Source organism: Candidatus Binataceae bacterium, from assembly GCA_035308025.1.
Taxonomy (GTDB): Bacteria; Desulfobacterota; Binatia; order Binatales; family Binataceae; genus JAJPHI01.
Genome location: DATGHL010000012.1, coordinates 141,934 through 163,654, shown reverse-complemented (window position 1 = coordinate 163,654; position 21,721 = coordinate 141,934). Strand labels below are relative to the sequence as shown.

The 21,721-nt window shown below is 62.5% G+C and carries 18 protein-coding genes and 1 tRNA gene; 8 read left to right on the top strand and 11 right to left on the bottom strand.

The features are described 5' to 3' along the window. Window positions 1-35 precede the first annotated feature (35 nt). Window positions 36-3,953 (top strand): DUF748 domain-containing protein, encoded by a 3,918-nt coding sequence (locus VKS22_03500; GenBank protein ID HLW69668.1) that lies wholly within the window; start codon window positions 36-38, stop codon window positions 3,951-3,953. A gap of 26 nt (window positions 3,954-3,979) precedes the next feature. Here the strand turns inward: VKS22_03500 and VKS22_03495 are convergent, their stop codons facing one another. Next, a complete protein-coding gene (locus tag VKS22_03495) occupies window positions 3,980-4,750 on the bottom strand; it encodes a glucose 1-dehydrogenase (GenBank protein ID HLW69667.1) in 771 nt (256 codons plus the stop codon). Window positions 4,751-4,842: 92 nt separating this feature from the next. Here VKS22_03495 and rpsU point away from each other — a divergent pair, with 92 nt between their 5' ends. Further along, complete coding sequence (gene rpsU / locus VKS22_03490; protein ID HLW69666.1) at window positions 4,843-5,040, top strand: 30S ribosomal protein S21; 198 nt, start codon at window positions 4,843-4,845, stop codon at window positions 5,038-5,040. Window positions 5,041-5,073: 33 nt separating this feature from the next. Here rpsU and VKS22_03485 read toward each other — a convergent pair whose 3' ends face one another. From VKS22_03485 to VKS22_03465, 5 genes are all read right to left on the bottom strand, one after another. Further along, window positions 5,074-5,619 carry a hypothetical protein gene (locus tag VKS22_03485; protein ID HLW69665.1) on the bottom strand — a complete coding sequence of 182 codons (546 nt, stop codon included), beginning with the start codon at window positions 5,617-5,619 and terminating at the stop codon, window positions 5,074-5,076. Window positions 5,620-6,361: 742 nt separating this feature from the next. Further along, entirely contained in the window at window positions 6,362-7,726 is a 1,365-nt protein-coding gene (locus VKS22_03480; protein ID HLW69664.1) for a hypothetical protein, read from the bottom strand. A 54-nt stretch (window positions 7,727-7,780) separates the two neighbouring features. Beyond that, on the bottom strand, window positions 7,781-9,079 hold the full coding sequence (gene asnS / locus VKS22_03475; GenBank protein ID HLW69663.1) for an asparagine--tRNA ligase: 1,299 nt from the start codon (window positions 9,077-9,079) through the stop codon (window positions 7,781-7,783). A 189-nt stretch (window positions 9,080-9,268) separates the two neighbouring features. Beyond that, window positions 9,269-9,556, bottom strand: coding sequence for a hypothetical protein (locus VKS22_03470; protein ID HLW69662.1), 288 nt, complete (start codon window positions 9,554-9,556; stop codon window positions 9,269-9,271). A 123-nt stretch (window positions 9,557-9,679) separates the two neighbouring features. Then, a complete protein-coding gene (locus VKS22_03465; GenBank protein HLW69661.1) occupies window positions 9,680-10,228 on the bottom strand; it encodes a hypothetical protein in 549 nt (182 codons plus the stop codon). Between the two features lie 82 nt (window positions 10,229-10,310). Here VKS22_03465 and VKS22_03460 point away from each other — a divergent pair, with 82 nt between their 5' ends. Both VKS22_03460 and VKS22_03455 read left to right on the top strand, forming a co-directional pair. Further along, window positions 10,311-13,181, top strand: a complete 2,871-nt coding sequence (locus VKS22_03460; GenBank protein ID HLW69660.1) for an FAD-binding and (Fe-S)-binding domain-containing protein — start codon at window positions 10,311-10,313, stop codon at window positions 13,179-13,181. A gap of 36 nt (window positions 13,182-13,217) precedes the next feature. Next, the gene (locus VKS22_03455; protein HLW69659.1) at window positions 13,218-14,240 is read left to right on the top strand and encodes an LLM class F420-dependent oxidoreductase; all 1,023 of its coding nucleotides are present in this window, start codon (window positions 13,218-13,220) and stop codon (window positions 14,238-14,240) included. 78 nt (window positions 14,241-14,318) lie between these two features. Here the strand turns inward: VKS22_03455 and VKS22_03450 are convergent, their stop codons facing one another. The 5 genes from VKS22_03450 to VKS22_03430 all read right to left on the bottom strand — a co-directional run bounded on the left by VKS22_03450 (window position 14,319) and on the right by VKS22_03430 (window position 17,845). Then, the gene (locus VKS22_03450) at window positions 14,319-15,242 is read right to left on the bottom strand and encodes a hypothetical protein (protein ID HLW69658.1); all 924 of its coding nucleotides are present in this window, start codon (window positions 15,240-15,242) and stop codon (window positions 14,319-14,321) included. Window positions 15,243-15,491: 249 nt separating this feature from the next. Beyond that, a complete protein-coding gene (gene argC, locus VKS22_03445; GenBank protein HLW69657.1) occupies window positions 15,492-16,547 on the bottom strand; it encodes an N-acetyl-gamma-glutamyl-phosphate reductase in 1,056 nt (351 codons plus the stop codon). Between the two features lie 278 nt (window positions 16,548-16,825). After that, window positions 16,826-17,224: a 30S ribosomal protein S9 gene (gene rpsI / locus VKS22_03440; protein HLW69656.1), complete on the bottom strand. Its 399-nt coding sequence runs from the start codon at window positions 17,222-17,224 to the stop codon at window positions 16,826-16,828. A 43-nt stretch (window positions 17,225-17,267) separates the two neighbouring features. Next, window positions 17,268-17,708 (bottom strand): 50S ribosomal protein L13, encoded by a 441-nt coding sequence (gene rplM / locus VKS22_03435; protein ID HLW69655.1) that lies wholly within the window; start codon window positions 17,706-17,708, stop codon window positions 17,268-17,270. A gap of 59 nt (window positions 17,709-17,767) precedes the next feature. Continuing rightward, window positions 17,768-17,845: transfer RNA gene (locus tag VKS22_03430), tRNA-Asp, on the bottom strand. 485 nt (window positions 17,846-18,330) lie between these two features. Here VKS22_03430 and VKS22_03425 point away from each other — a divergent pair. From VKS22_03425 to VKS22_03410, 4 genes are all read left to right on the top strand, one after another. Beyond that, window positions 18,331-18,537 carry a ferredoxin gene (locus VKS22_03425; protein ID HLW69654.1) on the top strand — a complete coding sequence of 69 codons (207 nt, stop codon included), beginning with the start codon at window positions 18,331-18,333 and terminating at the stop codon, window positions 18,535-18,537. A 14-nt stretch (window positions 18,538-18,551) separates the two neighbouring features. Then, entirely contained in the window at window positions 18,552-19,856 is a 1,305-nt protein-coding gene (locus VKS22_03420; GenBank protein HLW69653.1) for a cytochrome P450, read from the top strand. A 219-nt stretch (window positions 19,857-20,075) separates the two neighbouring features. After that, window positions 20,076-21,110, top strand: a complete 1,035-nt coding sequence (gene hrcA, locus VKS22_03415) for a heat-inducible transcriptional repressor HrcA (protein ID HLW69652.1) — start codon at window positions 20,076-20,078, stop codon at window positions 21,108-21,110. 80 nt (window positions 21,111-21,190) lie between these two features. Then, window positions 21,191-21,715 carry a GNAT family N-acetyltransferase gene (locus VKS22_03410; GenBank protein HLW69651.1) on the top strand — a complete coding sequence of 175 codons (525 nt, stop codon included), beginning with the start codon at window positions 21,191-21,193 and terminating at the stop codon, window positions 21,713-21,715. Window positions 21,716-21,721 lie beyond the last annotated feature (6 nt).

Sequence of the window (21,721 nt, the reverse complement as noted above, 5' to 3'; positions counted from 1 at the left end):
GTTGCCGTAAGACATTAGGCCTCCGGTAGCTGCGGATGGACGGAATTTTTCAGGCGATCGCCAAGTGGCTCGGTGAACGGTTCGCGCCGATGCGTCAGCGGCGCTGGGTCCGCCGCGTCGCCATCACGCTGCTGGTCGTTCTGATGCTCTATGGTCTCGTTGGCTTCTTCGGCGTGCCCTACGCGCTCCGCCGTATCCTCACCGGTCAGGTGGCGACGGCGATTCATCGGCCGGTGACCGTCGGCAAGATCAGCTTCAATCCCTATCGGCTGCGGCTCGCGATCGATCAACTGCACATCGGTGATCGTGATCCGCAACTCCCGTTTGTCGATCTCGGTCATCTGCGGGTCAAGCTTTCATGGTCGTCGCTGCTACGGCTCGCGCCGGTCGTCGGTCAGGTGACGCTCACGCAGCCGGTCTTTCATCTGGTGCGCACAGGAGAGCAGGTCTTCAATTTTTCGGATTTGATTGCCCAGCCGAGTCCGCCGCCGCGCAAGCCGCCGGCGCGCAAGCCGTTGCGCTTCGCGATGTCGAATATCGAGCTGACCGGCGGCGCGATCTACCTTGACGATCAGGTGCTCAAGCAGCACCACACCGTCGAGCATATCCGGTTGGGCGTACCGTTTATCGCGAATCTTCCGGCCGACGTGAATATCTTCGTCCAGCCGCTTCTCCGCATGGTCGTCGATGGCAGTCCCTTCCGGCTCGACGGCAAAGCCAAGCTCTTTGCGCACACCCAGGAAACCATCGTCGATCTGAGTCTCCATCAGCTCGACCTTCCGCGCTACGTTGCCTACGTCCCCGTCAAGCTGCCGATCAAGCTGCCCAAGGGGACGCTCTCGGCGCTCCTCCATCTGCACTTCATTAACGACGTGAATCAGCCGCACATCAGTCTGGACGGCGGTTTCGCCCTGGATTCGCTCGAACTGCATGACGCGGCCGACGCGCCTTTGCTCAGCCTCGGTCATCTGGCGACGGAGTTGGATCAGATCAAGCCGCTCGAGCGGGTGATCCATCTGAAACGGATCTATATCGATGCGCTGAACGCCCATCTGACGCGCAACGCCGACGGTACGACGAACCTGCCGCCGATCATCGGAAGCGCCGCGCAGCCCTCGAAGGCGGCCACGCCGAGCCCGTCGTCAACGCCCACGCCGTCGATTCAGCCGACGGCGACGCCTACGCCCCAGGCCGCCGCGGCGCCGGTCGCGTCACAAGTCCAGGTTGCCGCACCGGCGGCGTCGCCAACCCCACCGACTCCGCGCGCTTCCCCGGGCGGCAAGGCGCCGCTGGATTTCGCGCTGGGATCGTTTGAGCTGGCAGACAGCGCGATCGAGGTTACCGATCGCAGCCAGCCAACACCGGCCGTTGCGACGCTGAATGCGATCCACGCGACGCTCGGCAATTTGCGCACGGTCGGCGAGAGCACCGCCCCCTATGATTTGAAGGCGAACTTTGCGGGCGGCGGCACGCTCGCCGCAAAGGGCGGCCTCGAACTCTCACACAATCGGGTGACGACGGAGGCGATGCTCGACCAGGTTGACCTGCCGGCGTTGAAGGCCTTTGCTGCGCCGATCCTCAACGGCGATCTGGCGGGCGGCAAACTCACCGCCAGCGCGTCGGTCAAGACCGACTTTGCTCCTGGCGCTGTCAATCTTCACGTCGAGCCGGCGAGCGCGGCGATCGACAATCTGGAGCTGCACGGCGGCGATCCGAACGAAAATCCGCTGGCGTGGACTCGCTTTGCCGTCGCGGTGGGACAGCTTGATCTCGCGACCCATCAGGCGGTGATTAACGCGGTGACTGCCGACGGGCTCAAGCTCTTCGTCAAGCGCGACCAGCAGGGGCAGCTCAACCTGCAATCGTTGATCCGTGCGACGCCACAAGCTTCACCAGTTGCGCCGCCGGCGCCGGTCGTCGCCGCGCGCGCGCCCCGGCGCGCGCTCACGCGCGTCGTGAAAAAACCGGTCGCCGTGTTATCACAGGGGGCATCGCCTGGATCTTCGCCCGCGCCGGGCTCCACCCAGCAATGGCAGTATCGAATCGATTCAGTCGTTGTGGACAAGGCCGAGATTCACTCGCTCGACGAGCGCGCGGCGCGTCCGGTGAAACTCGACGTCGTGCCGCTCGACCTCAACCTGAAGGCCATCTCGAGTGACATGAGTAAGCCGATTGCGGTCGAGGCCGACGGCGTCGTCAACGGCAAGGGCAGCTTCAAAATCGACGGGACGGCAATTCCTGCGCCGCTCGACGCCAAGCTCAACCTCGCGACTAGGCGGCTAGACCTGACCGCCGTGAATCCCTATCTCGGCAACCAGTTCAACGCGACACTGGCGGCGGCGCTGCTGACGATGAACGGGCAGGTGACGGCGACTAACCAGCATGACCATCTCAAGGCCGCCTATCGCGGCGATCTGACACTCGGCGGCGTCAGGCTCCTCGATAAGCTCACCCGGGAAAACTTCGCGAGCTGGAACTCGTTCAGCGCCAGCCATATCGCGGCCGAGTATGGCGGCGACAAGCCGCGCATCCGCATCGGCGGACTGGCGCTGTCAAAGTTCTACTCGCGCATCATCCTCAATAGTAACGGCCAACTGAATCTGAAAGACATCGTCTCGAGTCCCCAGGAGGCGCCGAAGTCGCTGACCCGAGTGAGTAACGCCGTGCCAGCGTCGCCCTCACCGACGCCGACACCAACCCCGGCCTCGGCGCCGACGCCGGGGGGCGGTCAAGCCGCGACGCCTCCGCCTGCGCCGAAGCCGCTGCCGGCGGAAATCGCGATTGGCGGTATCACGCTGCAGAGCGGTCACGTCAACTACACCGACAATTTTATTCAGCCGCACTACACCGCCGATCTCACGGCGATCGGCGGCAAAATTGGCGCGTTGAGCACCTCCTCGAAAGAGCCGGCCGACGTGCTCTTGAATGGACTGGTAAACGGCAGCGCGCCGCTCAATATCAAGGGCTCAGTGAACCCGCTCACCCCGCTCGCGTACGTTAATCTCGGCGCCAAAGCCGATGCGATCGAGCTGCCGGGGCTCTCGCCCTATTCGACCAAGTATACCGGCTATCCGATTGTCAAGGGCACGCTGACGGTGGACGTGCATTATCTGCTGCAGGATCAGAACCTCACCGCGACCAATCATATTTTCATCGATCAGCTCACCTTCGGCGACAAGGTTGCAAGCAAGGACGCGATCAACCTGCCGGTGCGTCTCGCGGTCGCGCTGCTCAAGGATTCCAGCGGCGCGATCGATTTGACGATCCCGGTTTCCGGATCGCTGAACGATCCGCAATTCAGTATTGGCGGCGTCATCTGGCAGGTGATCAAGAACTTGCTGGTTAAGGCGGTGACCTCGCCCTTCAGCCTGATCGGGGCGGCGGTTGGCGGCAGCAACGGCGGGGCGGAGCTCAACTATATCGAGTTCGCTCCGGGCTACGCGGTCCTGACCCCGGACAGCCTTAACCGCCTCGCGACCATAGGCAAAGCGCTGACCGATCGTCCGTCGCTTAAGCTGGATATCTCCGGACGGGTCGACCCGCGCGTCGATGAGGACGGACTGCGCGAGGCCAAGGTCGATCATCTGGTGCGCGAACAGCAGCTCAAGGCCGGGGGCGAGTCTGAAAGCGGCGCCGAGACGCCGCTGACGAAGGACGATTACGACAAGTACCTCGCGAAAGTTTATAAGGCGGCCAAGTTCGAGAAGCCGAAGGATCTTATCGGGCTGACCAAGTCGCTCCCGCCGGACGAGATGAAAAAGCTCCTGATCGCCAATCAGAAAGTGAGCGACGAAGACCTCCATCAGCTCGCCGACGCGCGGGCAAATGCGGTCCGCGCGGCGCTGAGTCAGAAGATCGCGCCGTCCCGCCTGTTTATCCTGCCGTCCAAGCTCAACGCCAACGACATCAAAGACAAGGGCAAGACCACCCGCGCTGATCTGTCTCTGGAGTAAAGTCCGAGTAATCTCCGACGGAGCCACTAATTGATCGAGCGGCCTTGGGCGCCGTCCACCGGCACACAGGCCCCGGTGATCCAGCTTGCGCGCGGCGACGCCAGCATCACGACGGCGTAGGCGACCTCTTCCGGCCGCCCGAGCCGTCCGGCGGGAAACTCGTGGCTGAGGAAATCCTGCTCGAAGCCGGGATTGGCCTTGAAGACATTCTCCCAAGTACCCCCCGGATAAAGGATCGAGCCCGGCGCGATCGAGTTGACCCGCACGTTCTTGGGGGCGAGTTCCCGCGCCAGCCCCTTGGTAAAGGAGATCATCGCGGCTTTCGAGCTGTTGTAGCTGATTGGCCCGCCGGCCTCGCGGCCATAGACTGAGCTGATGTTTATAATTGAGCCGCCGCCGCGTTTCTCCATCGCGGCGGCGCACAGCCGTGACAGCCGGACTGTCGAGAAGAAATTCAGCTCGAAGGCCTGACGCCAGGCCTCTTCGTCGAGCTGTTTGAGCGTGCCGACCTTGGCGCCGCCGGCATTGTTGATCAGGATATCAACGCCGCCGAACTCGCTGACCGTCGCCGCCGTCCAGGTTTCCATCGCACCGCGGTCGTTGACGTCCGCCGCCTGGGCAAGCACGCTCGCGCCGGCGGTCTTTAGCTCGGCCGCCGCCGCTTCGAGCGCCTCGCCGCCACGGGCGCAGATGCTGATCCGCACCCCCTCAGCCGCCAGCGCCCGGGCCATCGCACGCCCCAAGCCGCGACTCGCTCCGGTGAGCATCGCCACTTTTCCGTTCAGGTCCAAGTCCATCATTCGCCTCCTGCGGGAATCGGGGCTGCGGTTGACAGTCAGGGGAGCCGCCCCTATCCTCGACTGTCTAGCTGAATTTACGGCGGAGGACTATGGAAATCAGAGTCGAAGGCTCCCTCGATCAGGCGATGCGCGTGCTCAAGCGCAAACTCGCCAAGGAGGGAGTGTTCAAGGAGATGAAAAAGCGGGCTTTCTATGAGAAGCCCAGCGTCAAGCGCAAGCGCAAGCGGGCCGAGGCTCAGCGTCGCCGACGCAAGGAGCAACGTCGCCGGCGCGCTTCTTCGATGTAATTTTCGTCGTTGATTTCACTTTGGTCCGGCCGTCTACGGCTTGCGCAACGGCCTCCAGGTGAAAATCAGTTGCTGGTTGCGGACGTAGGAATCCAGCTCAAAGTGCGGCAGGCCGAAGGCGGCGCGCAGCCGGCGAAACTCCTCGATCGATTGGCGGATCTCGTCCGCCACCGACACTTCATAGCGACCCGATGAAGCCCGAGCACCGCTTATGCGCATCGGCGCGAGGGCCAGACTAACGCAGCCTGCGGTCTGATGACGCGCGAGGGCGCCTTCACCAAACTCGACTCGCACGCAAGCCAGGCAGAGCGCGATCTCGGCGGATCCAATTTTAGACTCATCAGAACGCGACTCGTCGGAACGGGAATCGTCAAACCGCGCAAGGGGAACTCCACATTCCTCCCAGGACTCATGCGCGCGGGTGGTCGAGTAGCGCCGGATGGCGCGCGCCAGTTTGCTCAGCGTAACCTCTTCGGTGTTGGTCGCGAAGTTGAGCATCGTCGCGCCCGACTCGTCCACAACCGTGCCGAGCTGGTCAGCAAGAAATTCTCTCAGGTTGATGGGCAGACGACATTCCAAATGCACACACGAAGGCTTGAACAGGGTTTTTTGCGTGGTTATCGGGTCCGACGCTAGCGCCGCCTTCCGGCCGAACAGTCGGCTCGAGCTCGCCGCAGCAGACGCTGATGAAGCTGCGATTGTCACACGGGAGACTTTCGCGCCTCTTCGTACCAACGGTCCGTTCCGCAAATTGCCTCTCCTTTAGATACAGCCGTTGGTCGCGCGGTCACACTGCCGATTGCGACTTCACCGGCACTCGCACAGTAGATTTCGCCACCCGGTAGCTCGCCTGCGTCATCGTCGCGCGTCCGAGTTTCCCAACAAATCCGCGCCTGCCCCTGATTCGTGGTTTAGCGCGGGGGCAAAGTTGCGGCAATGGGCTGCGACCGGAGTTTCGTGGAAATCAGCTTTGATGCAAGCGAGATCGGGACGAGCGCGTCGCGGCATCAACCGCCGCGTGATGCGATAGATTATCAGAAACGCTTATATCTAAAACTGGCCGCGGTCCGCTGTTGAACGCTCGTTCCAGATTATGGAAGCCGTTGTACGGCATCGATTTGTTGTCGATCAGGCTTTCCGCGAAGTGCCGGACTGGGACTGGCATAGCGCTCTTCTGACCGAATTCAGCGAGCTGGTAAAATTAAAGAAATGAATATCTCGGCATAAGCTGACGCGGTCAGTCTACCGTCGAGTGATAACTTTATTTTGTCGAACCCGCCGAGCTGATTTTGTGGACAACTCGGCGAGGACGGGCGTTAAGTCAGTCGCCCATTGTCTGCAATTTGGCAAAGACGCGATTGCGCAGGGGCTCATCCCAGAGGGCGGAAAGCGGCTGCATGAGTTGGAAGACTTCGAGCACTGCGCGCTGCACGGTGACATCTTCGGCCTGGAGCAGGTCGAGGGCTGCGAAGTAGCGGGCACCCTCGGCGACCATAGGCGGGCGCTCGCCGCGCGTCTGCGGATAGGCGAAATCGAAATTCGCCGCCAGCGTCCACGGCGTGCTGATGACCTCGGCAGCCTTCGGGAAAAATGCGCCCGCCAGACCCTCGATTCCCTGATTTTGCGTCACGCGTTCACTCAACAGTTCCTGAAAAGCGCGCACTTGCAGCGCGGCCGAGGTCATCCCTTGCCCGTAGACCGGATTGAAGCTGCAGATCGCGTCGCCGATTATTACGAAGCCCTCGGGGAAGCTCGGCATCCGTTCGTAGTGGCGCTGGATACTGGTCGGAAAGCGATGATGCGTGATGTCGTCGAGGCGCTCGGCATCCTTGATCAGCTCGTAAAGGCGCGGCGAGGGCAGGGCCTTGGCGAAGGCAAAAAATCCCGCTTCGTCGATAGGTGGGTAGTCGCCGAAGCGCCCGGCCAAGCTGACGTGCCAGACGTCATTTTCGATTTGGAAAATGCCGCCGCCGGCGGGTTGCTGTGGCGGGCGGCCGCCGATCAGGATCATGGGTTCTTCGGCGTAGGCTGCCGGTTTACGGAATTTCGTGCTGGTGTAGGCGAAATCGACGCCGATCGTGGTCTCTTGCGGCGCCGGAAAACCCATCGCGGCCAGCCAGCGCGGAGCGTGAGAGCCGCGGCCGCCCGCGTCGACCACGAGGTCGGCATCGAGCGAATGCGCGGCGCCTGCACGCTCATAACTGACGCCGCGAACACGCCGGTCGGCGTAAGGCAGCGCCTGCACGGCGACGCCGCTCTCCAGCTTAACGTTGGGAATCGCTACGGTCCGCCGCCGCACCAGTGATTCGAGCAGGGCGCGGCTCTGGCTGTGGGCCTCGAGGCCGAGGTCGCGTCCTTCGCGCACTGAGCCGGTGAGGTTGAAGGATTTGCCGCCGGGGGAGTAAAAAGCCAGGTCCATCCCCGGTCGCCAGCGGACCGCCCCGAGTTCGCACAACTCGTCGGTGAAGCCCGGGTAGAGCGCCGCCAGGACCTGCTGCCCACCTTGCAGCAGCGCGTGCAGATGGTTGCCCTGCGGAACAGATTTGTGCAGGACAATGCCGTCGGGCAGCGCGTCGCGCTCGAAGACCGTGACCTGGTCGAAGTGATCAGACAGGACGCGCGCGCTCATCAGGCCGGCCAGACTGCCGCCGATCACGATCGCATAGGCTCCCAAACGGTTCGTCATGTTCGCTGTTGCCTCATCTGTCTCACTTTGTATTCTCGGGGTCTTCGGGAAAGGTCACGGCTCGAGCCGTTCCATCATGCGCGGGAAGGGGATGGCCTCGCGAATATGATGTATACCGCAGCACCACGCCACCATCCGTTCGATCCCCATGCCGAAGCCGGCGTGGGGCACCGTGCCGTAGCGGCGCAGGTCGAGATACCAGTCGAAGGGTTCGAGCGGCAGACCGTGATCGACGATGCGCTGGCGTAAGGTCTCGTAATCGTCCTCGCGCTGGCCGCCGCCGATAATCTCGCCATAGCCTTCCGGCGCGAGCATATCGACGCAGAGCGCAACCTCAGTGCGCGCGGGATCGCGTTTCATGTAGAAAGCCTTGCAGGCCGACGGGTAGCGATGGACCATCACGGGCGTCTCGAAATCGCTTGAGAGCGCGGTCTCCTCGTCGCCGCCGAGGTCGTCGCCCCAGTTAACCATCATTCCTTTTGCCTTCAGGCGGGATATAGCTTCGTCGTAGGTGATACGGGGATAGGGTTTCGTCGCGGCGCATTCGAGCTTGCTCGTGTCGCGTTCGAGCACCTTCAGCTCTTCGCGCCGCCGATCGAGTACGCGCGACAGGATGTAAGCGACGAACTCCTCGGCGAGATGCATGTCGTCGTCGAGCGTGAACCAGGCGACCTCCGGCTCGACCATCCAGAACTCGGTCAGATGGCGGCGCGTCTTGGATTTCTCGGCGCGGAAGGTCGGACCGAAGCAATAGACCTTGCCGAAGGCGAGAGCGCCGGCTTCGGCATAGAGCTGACCGCTCTGCGTGAGATAGGCCTTGCGCTCGCCGAAGTAATCGATTTCGAAAAGATTGGTGGTGCCCTCGCAGGAGGTGGGCGTCAGAATCGGCGAATCGAACAGCACGAAGCCGCGCTCGTGGAAGAAGTCGCGGCAGGCCGCCTCGACTTCACTGCGGACGCGCAAAATCGCGTGCTGGCGCGAGGAACGGATCCATAGATGACGCTGATCGAGTAGGAAGGCGACCCCGTGCTCTTTCGGTGTGATCGGATAATCGAGGGCGGGCGCGCAGACCTTGAAGTTAGTGACTGTGAGCTCGCGGCCGCCCGCCGCGCGCTTGTCTTCGCGCACCAAACCGGTCACTTCGAGCGAAGTCTCCTGGCCGAGATGGTCGGCCTGCGCGAAGGCCTCGGCGCCGAGATCGGCCATCGAGGCGACGCACTGGCAAATTCCGGTGCCGTCGCGGATGAGCAGAAAATGGATTTTGCCGCTCGAGCGCCGGTTGTAAAGCCATCCTCGAATCGTGACCTCGTCGCCAAGGTGACGGCCAAGATCCTCGATATATGATATGGTCATCCCGGTCAGTTTAGGTGGTTGACGCGAGACTGACTACGCGCTGCCCGCGACCGGTGTGGGCCTTCCTGCCGGTTTAGCAGAAGCTCGGCCTTGGTTGAGTTAGCCGCTCTTTTCGACGCCTTGCATTGGATGGACCTTCACCAGTCGATAGTTTAGCAACGGCGATCGCAGCGAGCAAGGTCGCCTTGTTCACGGATACTGCGTCGGCTCCGGCGCTCCACGGCGGACTGGCGTTCGCATCGCGATAGCATTGGCATGCGATTCCAGCGGTGGCTTCAGCACGAAGGTGAACAGTTTTTCACCTGGGGAGGCCGCGTTAACCTTGGGCAGCTCGAAGGGCTGCGCGAACAGCAGCGTCTGGTCTTCGAAGTCCCCGACCTTTACCTGCGGGTCCGGACTGCAGCGGCTCGTGATTTTCATCGTGTAGGTTTCGACGAGTCTCTGCGGGAATACACTCTGCTCTTCGCCCGCTTTCATCCAGATTTTGTATTTGAATTTGAGCCGGGTGGTGGCTCGCGGGCCGATTCCGATGGAAATCGAGGTGTTGAAGCCGTCGCGCCCAATCTGGATCGGGGTTTGCAGCCGTTCCTGGCCGCCTAGTTAGATCGACGTAACCGTCCCGAGCCGCTGCTCGCCCTGCCCGAATTCGTCAGGCTTCAAGAAAATCATCGATTCGTTGAGGGACTCGCGATCCTGCAACAGGTTTTTAATCTGGTAGTCGGTACAGACCTCGACTTCGTAGGCAAGCAGATCGCTCCGGTACTCTCGAATCTCGATTTCGCGTGTGGCGGTTGATGCACAACTCGCCATTTTTACCATTTGCTGGGCGTAGTAGTGGAGCACCGTATCCGGAATGTCCGTTGTTCCGAACAGGATTTTAATGCGGTCATTGAGACTCTTCGCATAAGGGTTTTCGGGCTTTTCCAGCGACACAATCGAAATCGCCAGGCCCACGACGGTGAAGAAAAGCAGTTCTCCGAGCCACGCGAAGAAGACGTCGCGCTCGTAGTCAACCCGATGGGTTGCGGCAGAAGCGTCGATCAACAGCCAGCCGACGAAAATCGTCAGGCCCCACGCGACTAAGAATGCGAGCGCAATCTTGCGCAGCCTTACGTCTTGAAGGTCACGGCGGAAAGTCCATTTCGGCACGACATCGCTCCTGCGCCCGAGCAACCAATGAGCGCGCTGAGTCTATCGTGGACGGCGCGCGACTGCACTAGAATCCCCGGCGATGGTTTCGCTTGACGTGCTGGCCGGCGAATTGCGCCGCTCGATTGACGGGGAAGTCCGTTTCGACGCGGCCGCCCGTGCGCTCTATTCTACCGACGCCTCGAACTACCGCCGCCTGCCGGCGGGCGTCGTCATCCCGCGGCACAACGGCGACGTTATCCGGACCGTCGCGCTGGCGCGCGAGAACGGCCTGCCGATTCTCTCGCGCGGCGGCGGCACCGCGCTCGCCGGTCAGACCACGACCAACGGCATCGTGCTGGATTTCTCGAAATATATGAATGCCGTCCGCGCGATCGATCCGGCGCGGCGGCTCGCGACGGTCGAGCCGGGGGTCGTGCAGGCGCAGCTTAACGCGGCGGCAAGCGGGCATGGATTGTTCTTCGCGCCCGATCCGACGACCAAGGATCGATGCACGATCGGCGGCATGATCGGCAACAATTCCTGCGGTGCTCATTCGGCGGCCTACGGCAAGACAGTCGATAACGTCGCGGCGCTTGAGGTCCTGCTCTACGACGGCGCGCGGCTGACGCTCGGTGACGCGCGGCGCGGCGGCGAGGCGAGCGCTCCGCCGGATGCCCGCATGATCGCACTCGATGCAACGCTGCATCAGCTAGCCGAACGTTACGGCGATCGCGTCCGCGAGCGTTATCCGAAAATTCCGCGTCGCGTCTCGGGCTACAATCTTGATCAGCTATTGCCCGAAAACGGCTTCAATCTGGCGCGCGCGATCGTTGGCTCCGAGGGTACGCTCGCCGTCGTACTCAGCGCGACGGTGCATCTCGTGCCGACGCCGGCGGCGATCGCGCTCGTCGTGATGGGCTTCTACGACGTCTTTGCCGCGGCCGATCAGACGCCGTGGCTGCTCGAGTATCGGCCCGACGCGCTTGAAGGCTTCGATCATCATCTACCGGATTTTGCGCGGGCGAAGGGAATGGCGGCCGTCGAGTTGCTGCCGGCAGGCCGCGCCTTTCTGGTGATGGAGCTTGCGGGCACCACCGCCGACGAGGTTCGCGGAGTCGCCGAGACGGTCAGACGGCGCGCCGCAAATGTGAAAGCGTGCCGCGGTGCGGTAGTATTGACGGACGCGGCCGAGCAGCGCGCCGTGTGGGGGATTCGCGAATCCGGACTCGGCGCCGGAGCGCTGATCCCCGGCCATCCGCGCACCTGGCCGGGAGCGGAGGATTGCGCTGTGCCGCCGGCGCGGCTCGGTGACTTTCTGCGGCGGTTCGTCCCGATGTTGGCGCGCTACGATCTCGCCGCCGCAACCTACTATGGACATTTCGGCGAGGGTTGCGTTCACTGCCGCGTCAACTTTGATTTCTTCACCGCCGACGGGATCGCGAAGTTCCGCGCCGCGATGATCGATCTGGCTGAGCTGGTGACGGAGTTCGGCGGCTCGCTTTCCGGCGAGCATGGCGACGGCCTCGCGCGCTCCGAACTGCTGCCGCGGATGTTCGGCGCTGAGTTGATCGGAGCTTTCCGCGAGTTCAAACGAGCCTTTGATCCTGCTGGGCGGATGAACCCCGGCGTGATCGTCGATCCCGAGCCGCTCGACGCCCATCTGCGCGTCCGTCCGCTGCCCGATCCGGCGAGCCTGCGCACGCACTTCGATTTCAGTGCGGAGGGCGGACTCGCGGGCGCGGCGCTCAAATGCGTGGGGCTCGGCAAATGCCGTAAGACCGACGCCGGCACGATGTGTCCGTCATATATGGCGACGCGCGAAGAGATGCATTCGACGCGCGGGCGCGCCCACCTGCTCTACGAAGCGCTGACCGGCGGCCTGCGCGACGGGCTCGCGGACGACACGCTCTACCAAAGCCTCGAACTCTGCCTCTCCTGCAAGGCGTGCAAGAGCGAGTGTCCCGCCGCGATCGATATGTCGGCGTACAAGGCGGAGTTCCTTTCGCACTATTACCAGCTCCATCGGCGGCCGCTGCAGGCGAGCTTCTTCGGCCATATCCACGAGTTCGCCCGGATAGCGTCAGCCGCGCCGCGCATTGCGAATCTGTTTTCGAGCGGCCCACTGGCCGGGCTCTCGCGCGCGATGCTCGGATTCCATCGTGAGCGCGCGCTGCCGGTCTTCGCGCGCGAGACTTTTCGCGCCTGGTTTTCGCGCCGCCAAAGTTTGAACGCCTCGGCGCCCGCAGTCGTGCTGTTCCCCGACACGTTCACGAATTTCTTCGAGCCCGCGGTCGCGATTGCGGCGACCGAGGTGATGGAGCGGGCGGGCTTCCGCGTCGTCATTCCGGCGCGCGATCTATGCTGCGGCCATCCGCTCTACGAAGCCGGGATGCTCGATGCGGGACGGGCGCGGCTGGTCGAAGTTCTCGACGTGCTGCGACCCTTTGTCGAGAGTGGGACGCCGATCGTTGGTGTCGAGCCGAGTTGTCTCCTCACCTTGCGCGACGAGTTGCCCTCGATGTTTCCGCGCAGCAGCGCGGCGCGCCGCCTGGCCAGTCAGGCCTTGCTGTTCGACGAGTTCATCAATGCGCAGGCGCCGAATATCGCGATGCCCGCGCACGAAGGGCGAGCGCTGGTCCACGGCCATTGTCATCATAAGGCGCTGGCCGGCATGGGCTCGGAACTCGCCGTGCTCGGACGTGCACGCGGGCTGGTCGTCGATACGCCTGACAGCGGATGCTGCGGGATGGCCGGCGCGTTCGGCTATGGCAAGGATCGTTTCGAGGTTTCGCGCACGATCGCGGAGCGTGTGCTGATGCCGGCAGTGCGCGGCAGCACGCCCGAAACATTGATCATCGCCGATGGATTTGCCTGCCGCACGCAAATTCGGCAATTCTGCTCTGACCGCCATCCGCTCCATCTGGCGCAGGCCTTGAACCTGATGGGCAGCGCCGGCCTCACGGACGGCTGAAAAATCGAGACCGGCTAAAAATCGAGGTTGATCTATATGATGCGCTTGGGAATCACGATTCCGCTCGAAGGCTTTCACGGCCGCCACTTTGGTGAACTGGTGCGCCGCGCCGAACAGCTCGGCTATAGCGACGCCTGGACCTACGAGACTTTTCAGGGCGACGCGATTACTCCGGTCGCGGCGGCCGCGACGATCAGCGAGCGGATGCGGCTTGGCACCGCGATCGTGCCGGTTTTCACCCGCCCGCCGGCGCTGATCGCACTGTCGGCCGCGGGCCTCCAGCAGCTCTCGGGCGGCCGCTTCATCCTCGGCGTCGGCATCTCGACGCCGACCATTGTCGAGAATTGGATGGGCGTGCCGTATCGGCTGCCGATGACGCGCTTGCGCGAGACGGTCGCTGCGATCCGCGCGGCTTTCAGCGGCGAAAAAGTCACGATGGAAGGCAAGACCGTGCGCATCAACGGCTTCCGTTTGGCCGCCCGGCCTGAATCGCCGCCGCCAATCTATGTCGGTGCGCAAGGGGAGCAGATGCTGCGGGTGGCCGCGGAAATCGGCGACGGCGTAATCGTCAACTACATCACGCCCGAGACCTTCGCGAAGATGCTCGCGCCGATCCACGAGGGCGCGCGCAAGGCCGGCCGCGACACCACCACACTCGATATTGCCTGCCGCATCTTGGTCGCGATCGATGAAGATGAAAACGTTGTGCGCGAGAATCTCCGTCGCGAATTGACCGCGTACGTGACGGTGCCGCAGTACAACAAATTCTTCCGCTGGCTCGGTTACGAGAATGAAGCTGGCGCGGTCTTCGACGCCTGGGCTGCGGGCGATCGTAAGAAGGCGCTATCCCTGATGCCCGACTCGATGATGGAGGCGATCTACGTCTTCGGCCCGCCGGCAAAAGTCGCCGCCCGCCTGCGCGAATACGAGCGCGCAGGCATTACCTCGACAGCGTTGCAATTCGTCTCATATGCAAAAGACCCCACGGAAAAGCGCACACGTATCCTGCGCGCCATGGAGACGCTGGCGCAGGCATGGCCGCTCGCAAAATCTTCCTGACAAATTGATCTCGTCGCGACACGCTAAAAAAACGCCCCGCCGTACGGCGGGGCGTTTTCCCAAGTTCAGACGTTAGCTCTAATGCGCGCCGAGTAGCAGCGGCAGCGCCGCGACCAGTGCATTCGTGGTCGGACTGCCATAGGCCGTGTTGCCGTAGTACTGGCTGGCGTTGCCATAATTGCTGTTGCCGTAGTACGGCGCAGCGCCGGTCAGCAGCGCGGAGAGCGGCGAGGAGGCCGGATAGTTGACGCCCTGCCCATAGGCCGCGTTCGGCGCGAAAGCTGACGGACCGTAGGCGGCCGGCGCGTAACCCGGATTGCCATTGTAGCCGATCCGGCGATTGAGCGAGGCGATCCGCTGATCCAGTCCACGCACAACCCCGAGCATCCGATTGGCGCCGCGGTTGTCACCCCGCGCGCGCATCCGGGCAATAATCCCCATCGCGCGCTGGCGACGATTAATCAGCCAGGCGCGTTGCTGAGCGATACCGAGGTTGGCTGGCGGCTGCGCCTGGTACCAGGAATAGGGCGCGCCGTAATTATAACCACCGTTGTTCTGCCAGTACTGCGAGCCGTAGTTGTTAGTCCACCGGCAGCTATCTCCGTCGCCGTCGTCGTCGCATTGATAATTGCGATTCCAACTCGGCGGATAGCCGTTGTTCCAGCCGGTCGGTTGCGGTTGCGCCCAGTAGCGTCGCGGTTCTTGATTGTTGTTCCAGCCTATCGGTCGTGGCTCAGCCCAGTAGCGCCTCGCTCCCTGATTATCGTTGCGGCCATACCAGTTCGGCGCGACTCGCGGCTCCGCATAGTATCGATGTGGATTGAAAGAGGGCTCGGCGGTGGCTAGCCGATGCTGCGCCCAGCCGTTATGAAAGCCCCGGTCGTGGTAGGCGTATGGACGCGGATTGTAGTTGTCTCCACGATGCTTGGCCAAGGCGGTGACGGGCATCGCCATCATCGCTACTCCGGCCATCGCTGAAAGGATTTGCTTACGGGATAACATGATCAGGGACCTCCTTGTGCCTAGACGCATGGGGTCGTCGCCCCGTTTACATGACGTCGTTCGGCAATCTGGGGAGATAACGGAGCATGGACTGTGCCCGCATCTGCTACTAGAAAAAAGGCCCGCCCAGAGGGACTTATTCGCGCAAATTCGGCGGGATGCTCCCGCGCCGCAACGGGCCGGTCTTGAACCGGAACCGCTAGACCGAAAAGGTCGGATTCAAGCTGAACGAATCTTAAGTCTCTGCGACTAAGGGACCGGGGCGGTAGCGAGCAGTCCGGCCGCTTCGTCATAGCCGAGCATCAGGTTGAGATTCTGCACCGCCTGACCGGCGGCGCCCTTGCCGAGGTTGTCAATCGCGGTGAAAACGCACAGCGTCTGCGTGCGGCGATCGAGCGTGAATGACAATTCGCAGAAATTCGTCGCGCGGACGTTGCGCAGCTCGGGCAGCTCACCCGCCTTAAGGATCCGCAGGAAGCGCGATTTCGCAAAGCTCGCCTCGAAGGCCGCGCGCACGTCCTGCTCATTGGTGCCCGCGCGCGGGCGCATAAAAATCGAACTCAGGATGCCGCGCGTGACCGGCAACAGATGGGGCACGAACATCACCGTGATCTCGCGCCCGAGCGCGGCGCCGATCTCCTGCTCCATCTCCGGCACATGACGATGGTTGCCGACTTTGTAGGCGCGGAAGTTCTCGTTGACCTCGGCGAAAAGCTGCTCGACCGCGGCCTGCCGACGCGCCCCGGTAGTGCCCGATTTGGCGTCGATCACGATTGAAGAAGGGTCGATTAGGTCGCGCTTGATCAGCGGAATGATTCCCAGCAGCGCCCCGGTCGGGTAGCAGCCCGGATTCGCAACGAGCCGGGCCTCGCGCAGCTCGCGTCGATGGAATTCGCTGAGGCCGTAAACCGCCTCCTTGAGCAACGCAGGCGCAGGATGATCGGCGCCATAGGTCTGCCGATAGGCGGCCGGATCATGCAGGCGGAAATCCGCGGAAACGTCGATCACCTTGACGCCGGCGCCGACCAGCGACGCTAGAATCGGGGCGCCGATCCGCTCCGGCAGGCACGAGATAACCACCTCCGCGCGGCCCTTGATCGTGTCGTCACGCAGCTCCTCGAAGGGTGGCAGGTCGATGCCGCACAGGTGGCGATAAACCTCTGCCACTTCGCGCCCGGCGTAATGCTCCGACGTGACCATCGCGACCTCGACGAACGGATGGCTCGCGAGGATGCGCACCGCCTCGATTCCCGAGTAGCCGGACGCACCCAGTACCGCGACTTTGACCCGATCAGATGGAGCCATTTCAGGGAACCTCTATCGCTGCGGGAAGAGTTAACGACAGAGCAACGAAATTAGCATCAATCCGTATAGGTATCCAGCTACGCCGCCGCGAGCCTATCAACAGGCGGCATTCCCACGCGAAAGCACATCGCTACTTTCCGTAGCACTAAGCCACTTTGTGTCATTACTGAGCGAAGGCTGCCTAAGCGAAAGCCCGCCCTGAGCCTGTCGAAGGGAATCCCGGATTTTTCGCACAGCTGCCGTTCCGAATGAACCAGCCCAGCTTGTGATGACCTTCGCTAGCGCTTCGAGTATTGAGGACGCTTGCGGGCTTTGTGATGACCGTACTTCTTGCGCTCGACCTCGCGCGGGTCGCGCGTGAGCAGGCCGCCCTTGCGCAGCACCGGCCGCAGCGTCTCCGAGGACCGCACCAGGGCGCGCGAGATCCCATGGCGAACCGCGTCGGCCTGCGCCGATATGCCGCCGCCGCGCACGCTTACGATCGCGTCAAACTGCCCTTTGGTCTCGGTCAGCTCGAAGGCTTCGAGGATGCGCATGCGCGAGGTGTCGCGCGGAAAGTATTCTTCGAGCGTCCGCGCATTGACGGTGATCGATCCCGCGCCGGGGAAGAGGCGCACGCTGGCGACCGCCGTCTTGCGCCGCCCGACGGTTCTGATGAGATTTTTCTTTTCCGGCATCCCTGATTCCTAATACTGAAGTCTGCTGACAGGCGTCGCCGTTCTAAAGCGCCATCGTTTCTGGTTGTTGCGCCGCATGCGGATGTTCCGCGCTGCGATAGACCTTGAGCTTGGTGAAGAGCCGCCGTCCGAGCCGATTCTTCGGCAGCATACCGCGCACTGCGGTTTCGAGCAGCCGCTCGGGCTTGACCGCGAGGATCTTGCCGGCCGTTGTGGTCTTCAGACCGCCCGGATAATCGGTGTGCCGATGATAGAGCTTGTCCACGAGCTTTGTGCCGGTCAGCTTCACGCGCGCTGCATTGATAATGATCACGAAATCGCCGGCATCCTGATGCGGCGTGAAATCCGGGCGATGCTTGCCGCGCAGGACGCTGGCCGCGCGCGACGCGACCCGTCCCAAGGCGCGCCCGTCGGCATCGATCAGGACCCAGCGGCGGCCTTTGAGCGCATTTTCATGCGAGATACTTTTGGTCTGTTCGGTCAGCTTCAACTCTGCGCAACCTTGGCATCGAAGGCGTAAGGGGCACTCGATGCGACATAATCTGGCGGGGCCGATGGGATTTGAACCCACGACTTCCGACGTGACAGGCCGGCGTTCTAACCGGGCTGAACTACGACCCCGCCGCGAACCATACTTTGTATCGTTTCCAATCGCTTGAAACAACCGCCTTGCGGCAGGCGGTTTTGAGTGTCAATCCCAATGCTCCACGCATTTGGTGATTCTGGAATTTGGCTTCTGTAGCCCATGCTCTCCCATACAGACGCCTTTGTTGCAATGGACACAGAAAATCCAAGTCAGACGCAGCCGTCCGAAAATGTGCTCGCATGTCCGGCAGGGGACCGCAAGCTTCTTTTCAATTTTGACCCGATCATTATTTGCTTCATCGAAATCGCTCAGGTCCTGATTCCATGCCATCGAAATGTAGCTCCTTTTAGATTTTCGTCCGTGCGCATCCTATTGGATCACGCTTGCGCTAGCACTTGGAAGTAGCAAGCGGGCGAGCGAGCATTGCTGGTAGGCCGTGTCGCCACTGTGGTGAGCGATTGCCCTTGTGTGACTGTTGCTTCATATACGACAATCATCGCCGCACTGAGGAGAGTTCGCCATGAAGGTAGAGGTCGACCTCGAAATTTGTGTCGGACACGGCAAGTGTTACCTCGCCGCGCCCGAGGTCTTCGAACCCGGCGATGATGTCGGACGCACTCGGATTCTGCGCGAGGTCGGTCCGGACGAGCCGGATCTTTTGCGCAGAACCAAAAATGCGGTCGCCGGTTGCCCCGAGGGTGCCCTTAGGTTCGTCGAAGAAAAATAAACGAGGACAAAATCATGAGCGAGGCGACTGCGATCGCGGCCGGCGCAAACGGCCACAGCTTGTACTCCAATTTCGATCATATCCATCCGCCGATCGGGCCCGATGGCACGCCGAACGCATTTTACGAGGCGCTGCGCGATGAGAGCGTTGAAGCCAACCGGCCGATTGGCTGGAGCGAGGCTTACAACGGCTTCTGGGTGATCACCGGTTACCCGGAAGTGCTCGACGCGATGCACAACACGACCGCATTCTCCAATGATGCGGTCACCTTCCCCAGCTATGGGGTGAACGAACCGCTGATGCTGGCGGGTCAGGACGATCCCGCGCACAAGCGCGCGCGCCTGCTGGTCAACGAACCTTTCTCGCCCGGGAAAGTAGTCGATTTCACCCGCCTGCTGCGCGACAACGTCAACAGTCTGATCGACGGTATCATTCAAAGCGGCAGTGCCGACGTCGCCAAGATCATCGGCAATCCGGTTCCAGCGATCCTGACTGCAGTCATTATGGGCCTACCGGCTGAGCTTGGACCGCGCTTCTTCAGTTGGACGTGGGCGCTTTCGCACGGCAGTTTCACCGATCCCGAAGCCGCTGGCGTCAAGATCAAGGAGATGTACGCCTACTTCGAAAAAGTGATCGAAGATCGGCGCGCCAATCCGGGCGAGGACGTCCTCTCACGCGTCGTGCAGGCCAAGATTGACGGCGACTACCTCAACCAGACCGAGCTCCTCGGCTTCTGCACCACGCTGCTCCTCGGCGGTATCGACAACACCAGCAAGCTTATCGCGACGGCGTTATGGCGCCTCGCCTGGGACCTCGAACTGCGCCATCGCCTCACCCGCGATCCGCGCGTCATCCCGACCGCCATCGACGAGTTCCTGCGCTACTATGCGCCGGCTTCGGTCGGCCGCCTGATCAAGGAAGACGTTACGATAGCTGACGTGCCAATGAAGGCCGGCCAATACGCGATGCTCATGGCGCCGATTGCGAATCGCGACCCGCGCGTCTTTCCGTATCCCGATACGCTTATCGCCGATCGCAGCCCGAACAAGCATCTCGGCCTTGGGACTGGAATCCATCGATGCCTGGGCGCGCACGTCCTGCGGGTAGAGTCCAAAATCGTGCTCGAGGAATTTCTTAAGCGGATTCCCGAGTTCGAGTTGGATCGATCGCAGCCATCAGAGTGGGCTGCGGGTCAAGTCGCCGGCATGGGCACCGTGCCGATCGTCTTCGAGCCGGGCGAACCGCTGAGCAGCGAGCCGCTCAACGAAGGCGTGCGCACCTGGTTGGACCACGCGGCGGGCAAAGAAGCGTTCAACTAAATCGACGCTGGAGTTCGCAGACTGCGGCTAACGCAGGGGCGCGGCCGCGTACGCAAGCCGCCATCCCGCGGCGTCATCGCGAGCGAATTCTTGGGCGTCACCGGGGCTAGTGAACGATTGCCCTTGTGTCACTGTCGCTCCATATACGACAATCACTGAGGGCCAGACCGATGCTGGATCATCGCGGCAGCATCGCGCGGCCGGTAACGACCTACGCCGATGGAAAGCAGCAGCAAGGAGCTCAGCCAACGCCAACACGCGCTCTTGCTGGCGGCGGTGGAGGAGTTTATCGCGAGCGCCGAGCCGGTCGGCTCGCAACATCTGGCGCAGCATCGCTCGCTCGGCGTGCGCGCCGCGATGGTGCGTAACCTGATGGGCGAGCTCGAAGAGGCGGGCTTTCTGACCCAGCCCCATACCTCGGCCGGCCGCATCCCGACCGAACGCGCCTTCCGCTATTACGTCGATCATCTGGCCGCGCCGATTCCGTTCAGCGATCGCGCGCAGATCGAGCTGCATTATTCGGCACCGCCGCTCGACCTCAACGGCGTCATTCGCGATACCTCGCGGCTGCTCGCGCTGATGACCGGGCAGGCCGCGCTGGTGACGGCGCCGCGTCCGCTCGCGGTCACGATCGAGCGGGTGCAGTTTATCCGGCTGCGCGAGCGGCAGGTGCTCGCGGTTTTCGTCGCGGCCGCCGGGCCTATCGAGAATCGGCTTGTCGCCGCCGACCAGGATTATCAGCAGGCGGAACTCGACCGGATGGCGGCGTATCTGAACGAGTCGCTGGCCGGACGCACGCTTGAACAGGCGCGCGAATGGATCGAGAAGAGCCTGCGCGAGGACCGCGCCAATTACGACCGTTTCATGCGCGCGGCGCTGACCCTTGGCGGCGCGGTCACGCGGATCGGCGCCACCGCGGAAGTGTATGTCGAGGGCAGCCTCAAAGCCCTCGAGCAACCCGAGTTTGCCGACCGCGACAAGCTGCGCGAGCTCTTGCGGGCCCTCGAGGACAAGACCGCGCTGCTCGACCTGCTCGAGCGGACGCTGCGGCAGAGTGGGGCGATCGTCTCGATCGGCGCGGAAAACGTCGACGCGCGGCTCGCCGGCTTCAGCGTGATTGCCGCCTCTTACGCCAGCGGTACGACCCCGCTCGGCAGCCTGGCCGTCCTCGGCCCGACGCGGATGGATTACGAGCGCGTGATTCCGCTCGTCACCTACACAGCGAAAGCGCTCTCGCGCGTCCTCGATCACTGAATCTACGCCGCCCGCGACTTAGCTCCTCTCTTCTCAATCCTGCGGGAATATCGCGTCGTCGCCGACAGTCCTAAATGTCTATGAAAAAGCTCGATCGCCAAGGCGCCGGTTCCGACGCAGTCGTAATCCGCGCGGCGCGGCCCGCCGATCTACCGAGCCTGATCCCGCTGATTCGCGCTTATTATCGTTTCGATCACATCCGCTTCAATCCGCGCACGATGAAGCCCGCGCTTGAACGGCTCTTGTGCAGTCCCGCGCTCGGCCGGGTCTGGATCATGCTCGACGGCGCCCGCGCGGTCGGCTATGTCGTGCTGACATTCAACTACGACCTCGAATTTAATGGCCTCGAAGGTATCGTTACCGATCTCTTTATCCACGCCAACTTCCGCGGGGGCGGCCTTGGCCGCCGGGCGCTCGACTTCGTCGATGACTATTGCCGGAAACGCGGAATCGGCACGGTCGAACTCCAGGTCGAGACCGCCAACACGGCTGCTCAGGCGTTCTACCAGAAGATCGGGTTCACGCGGCTCGACCGCGTCGCGATGTCGCGTGATGTTAAACACCAACCGGGGCGTGCGCCAGACTCCATTGATTTGAAAGCTTGACGCAAC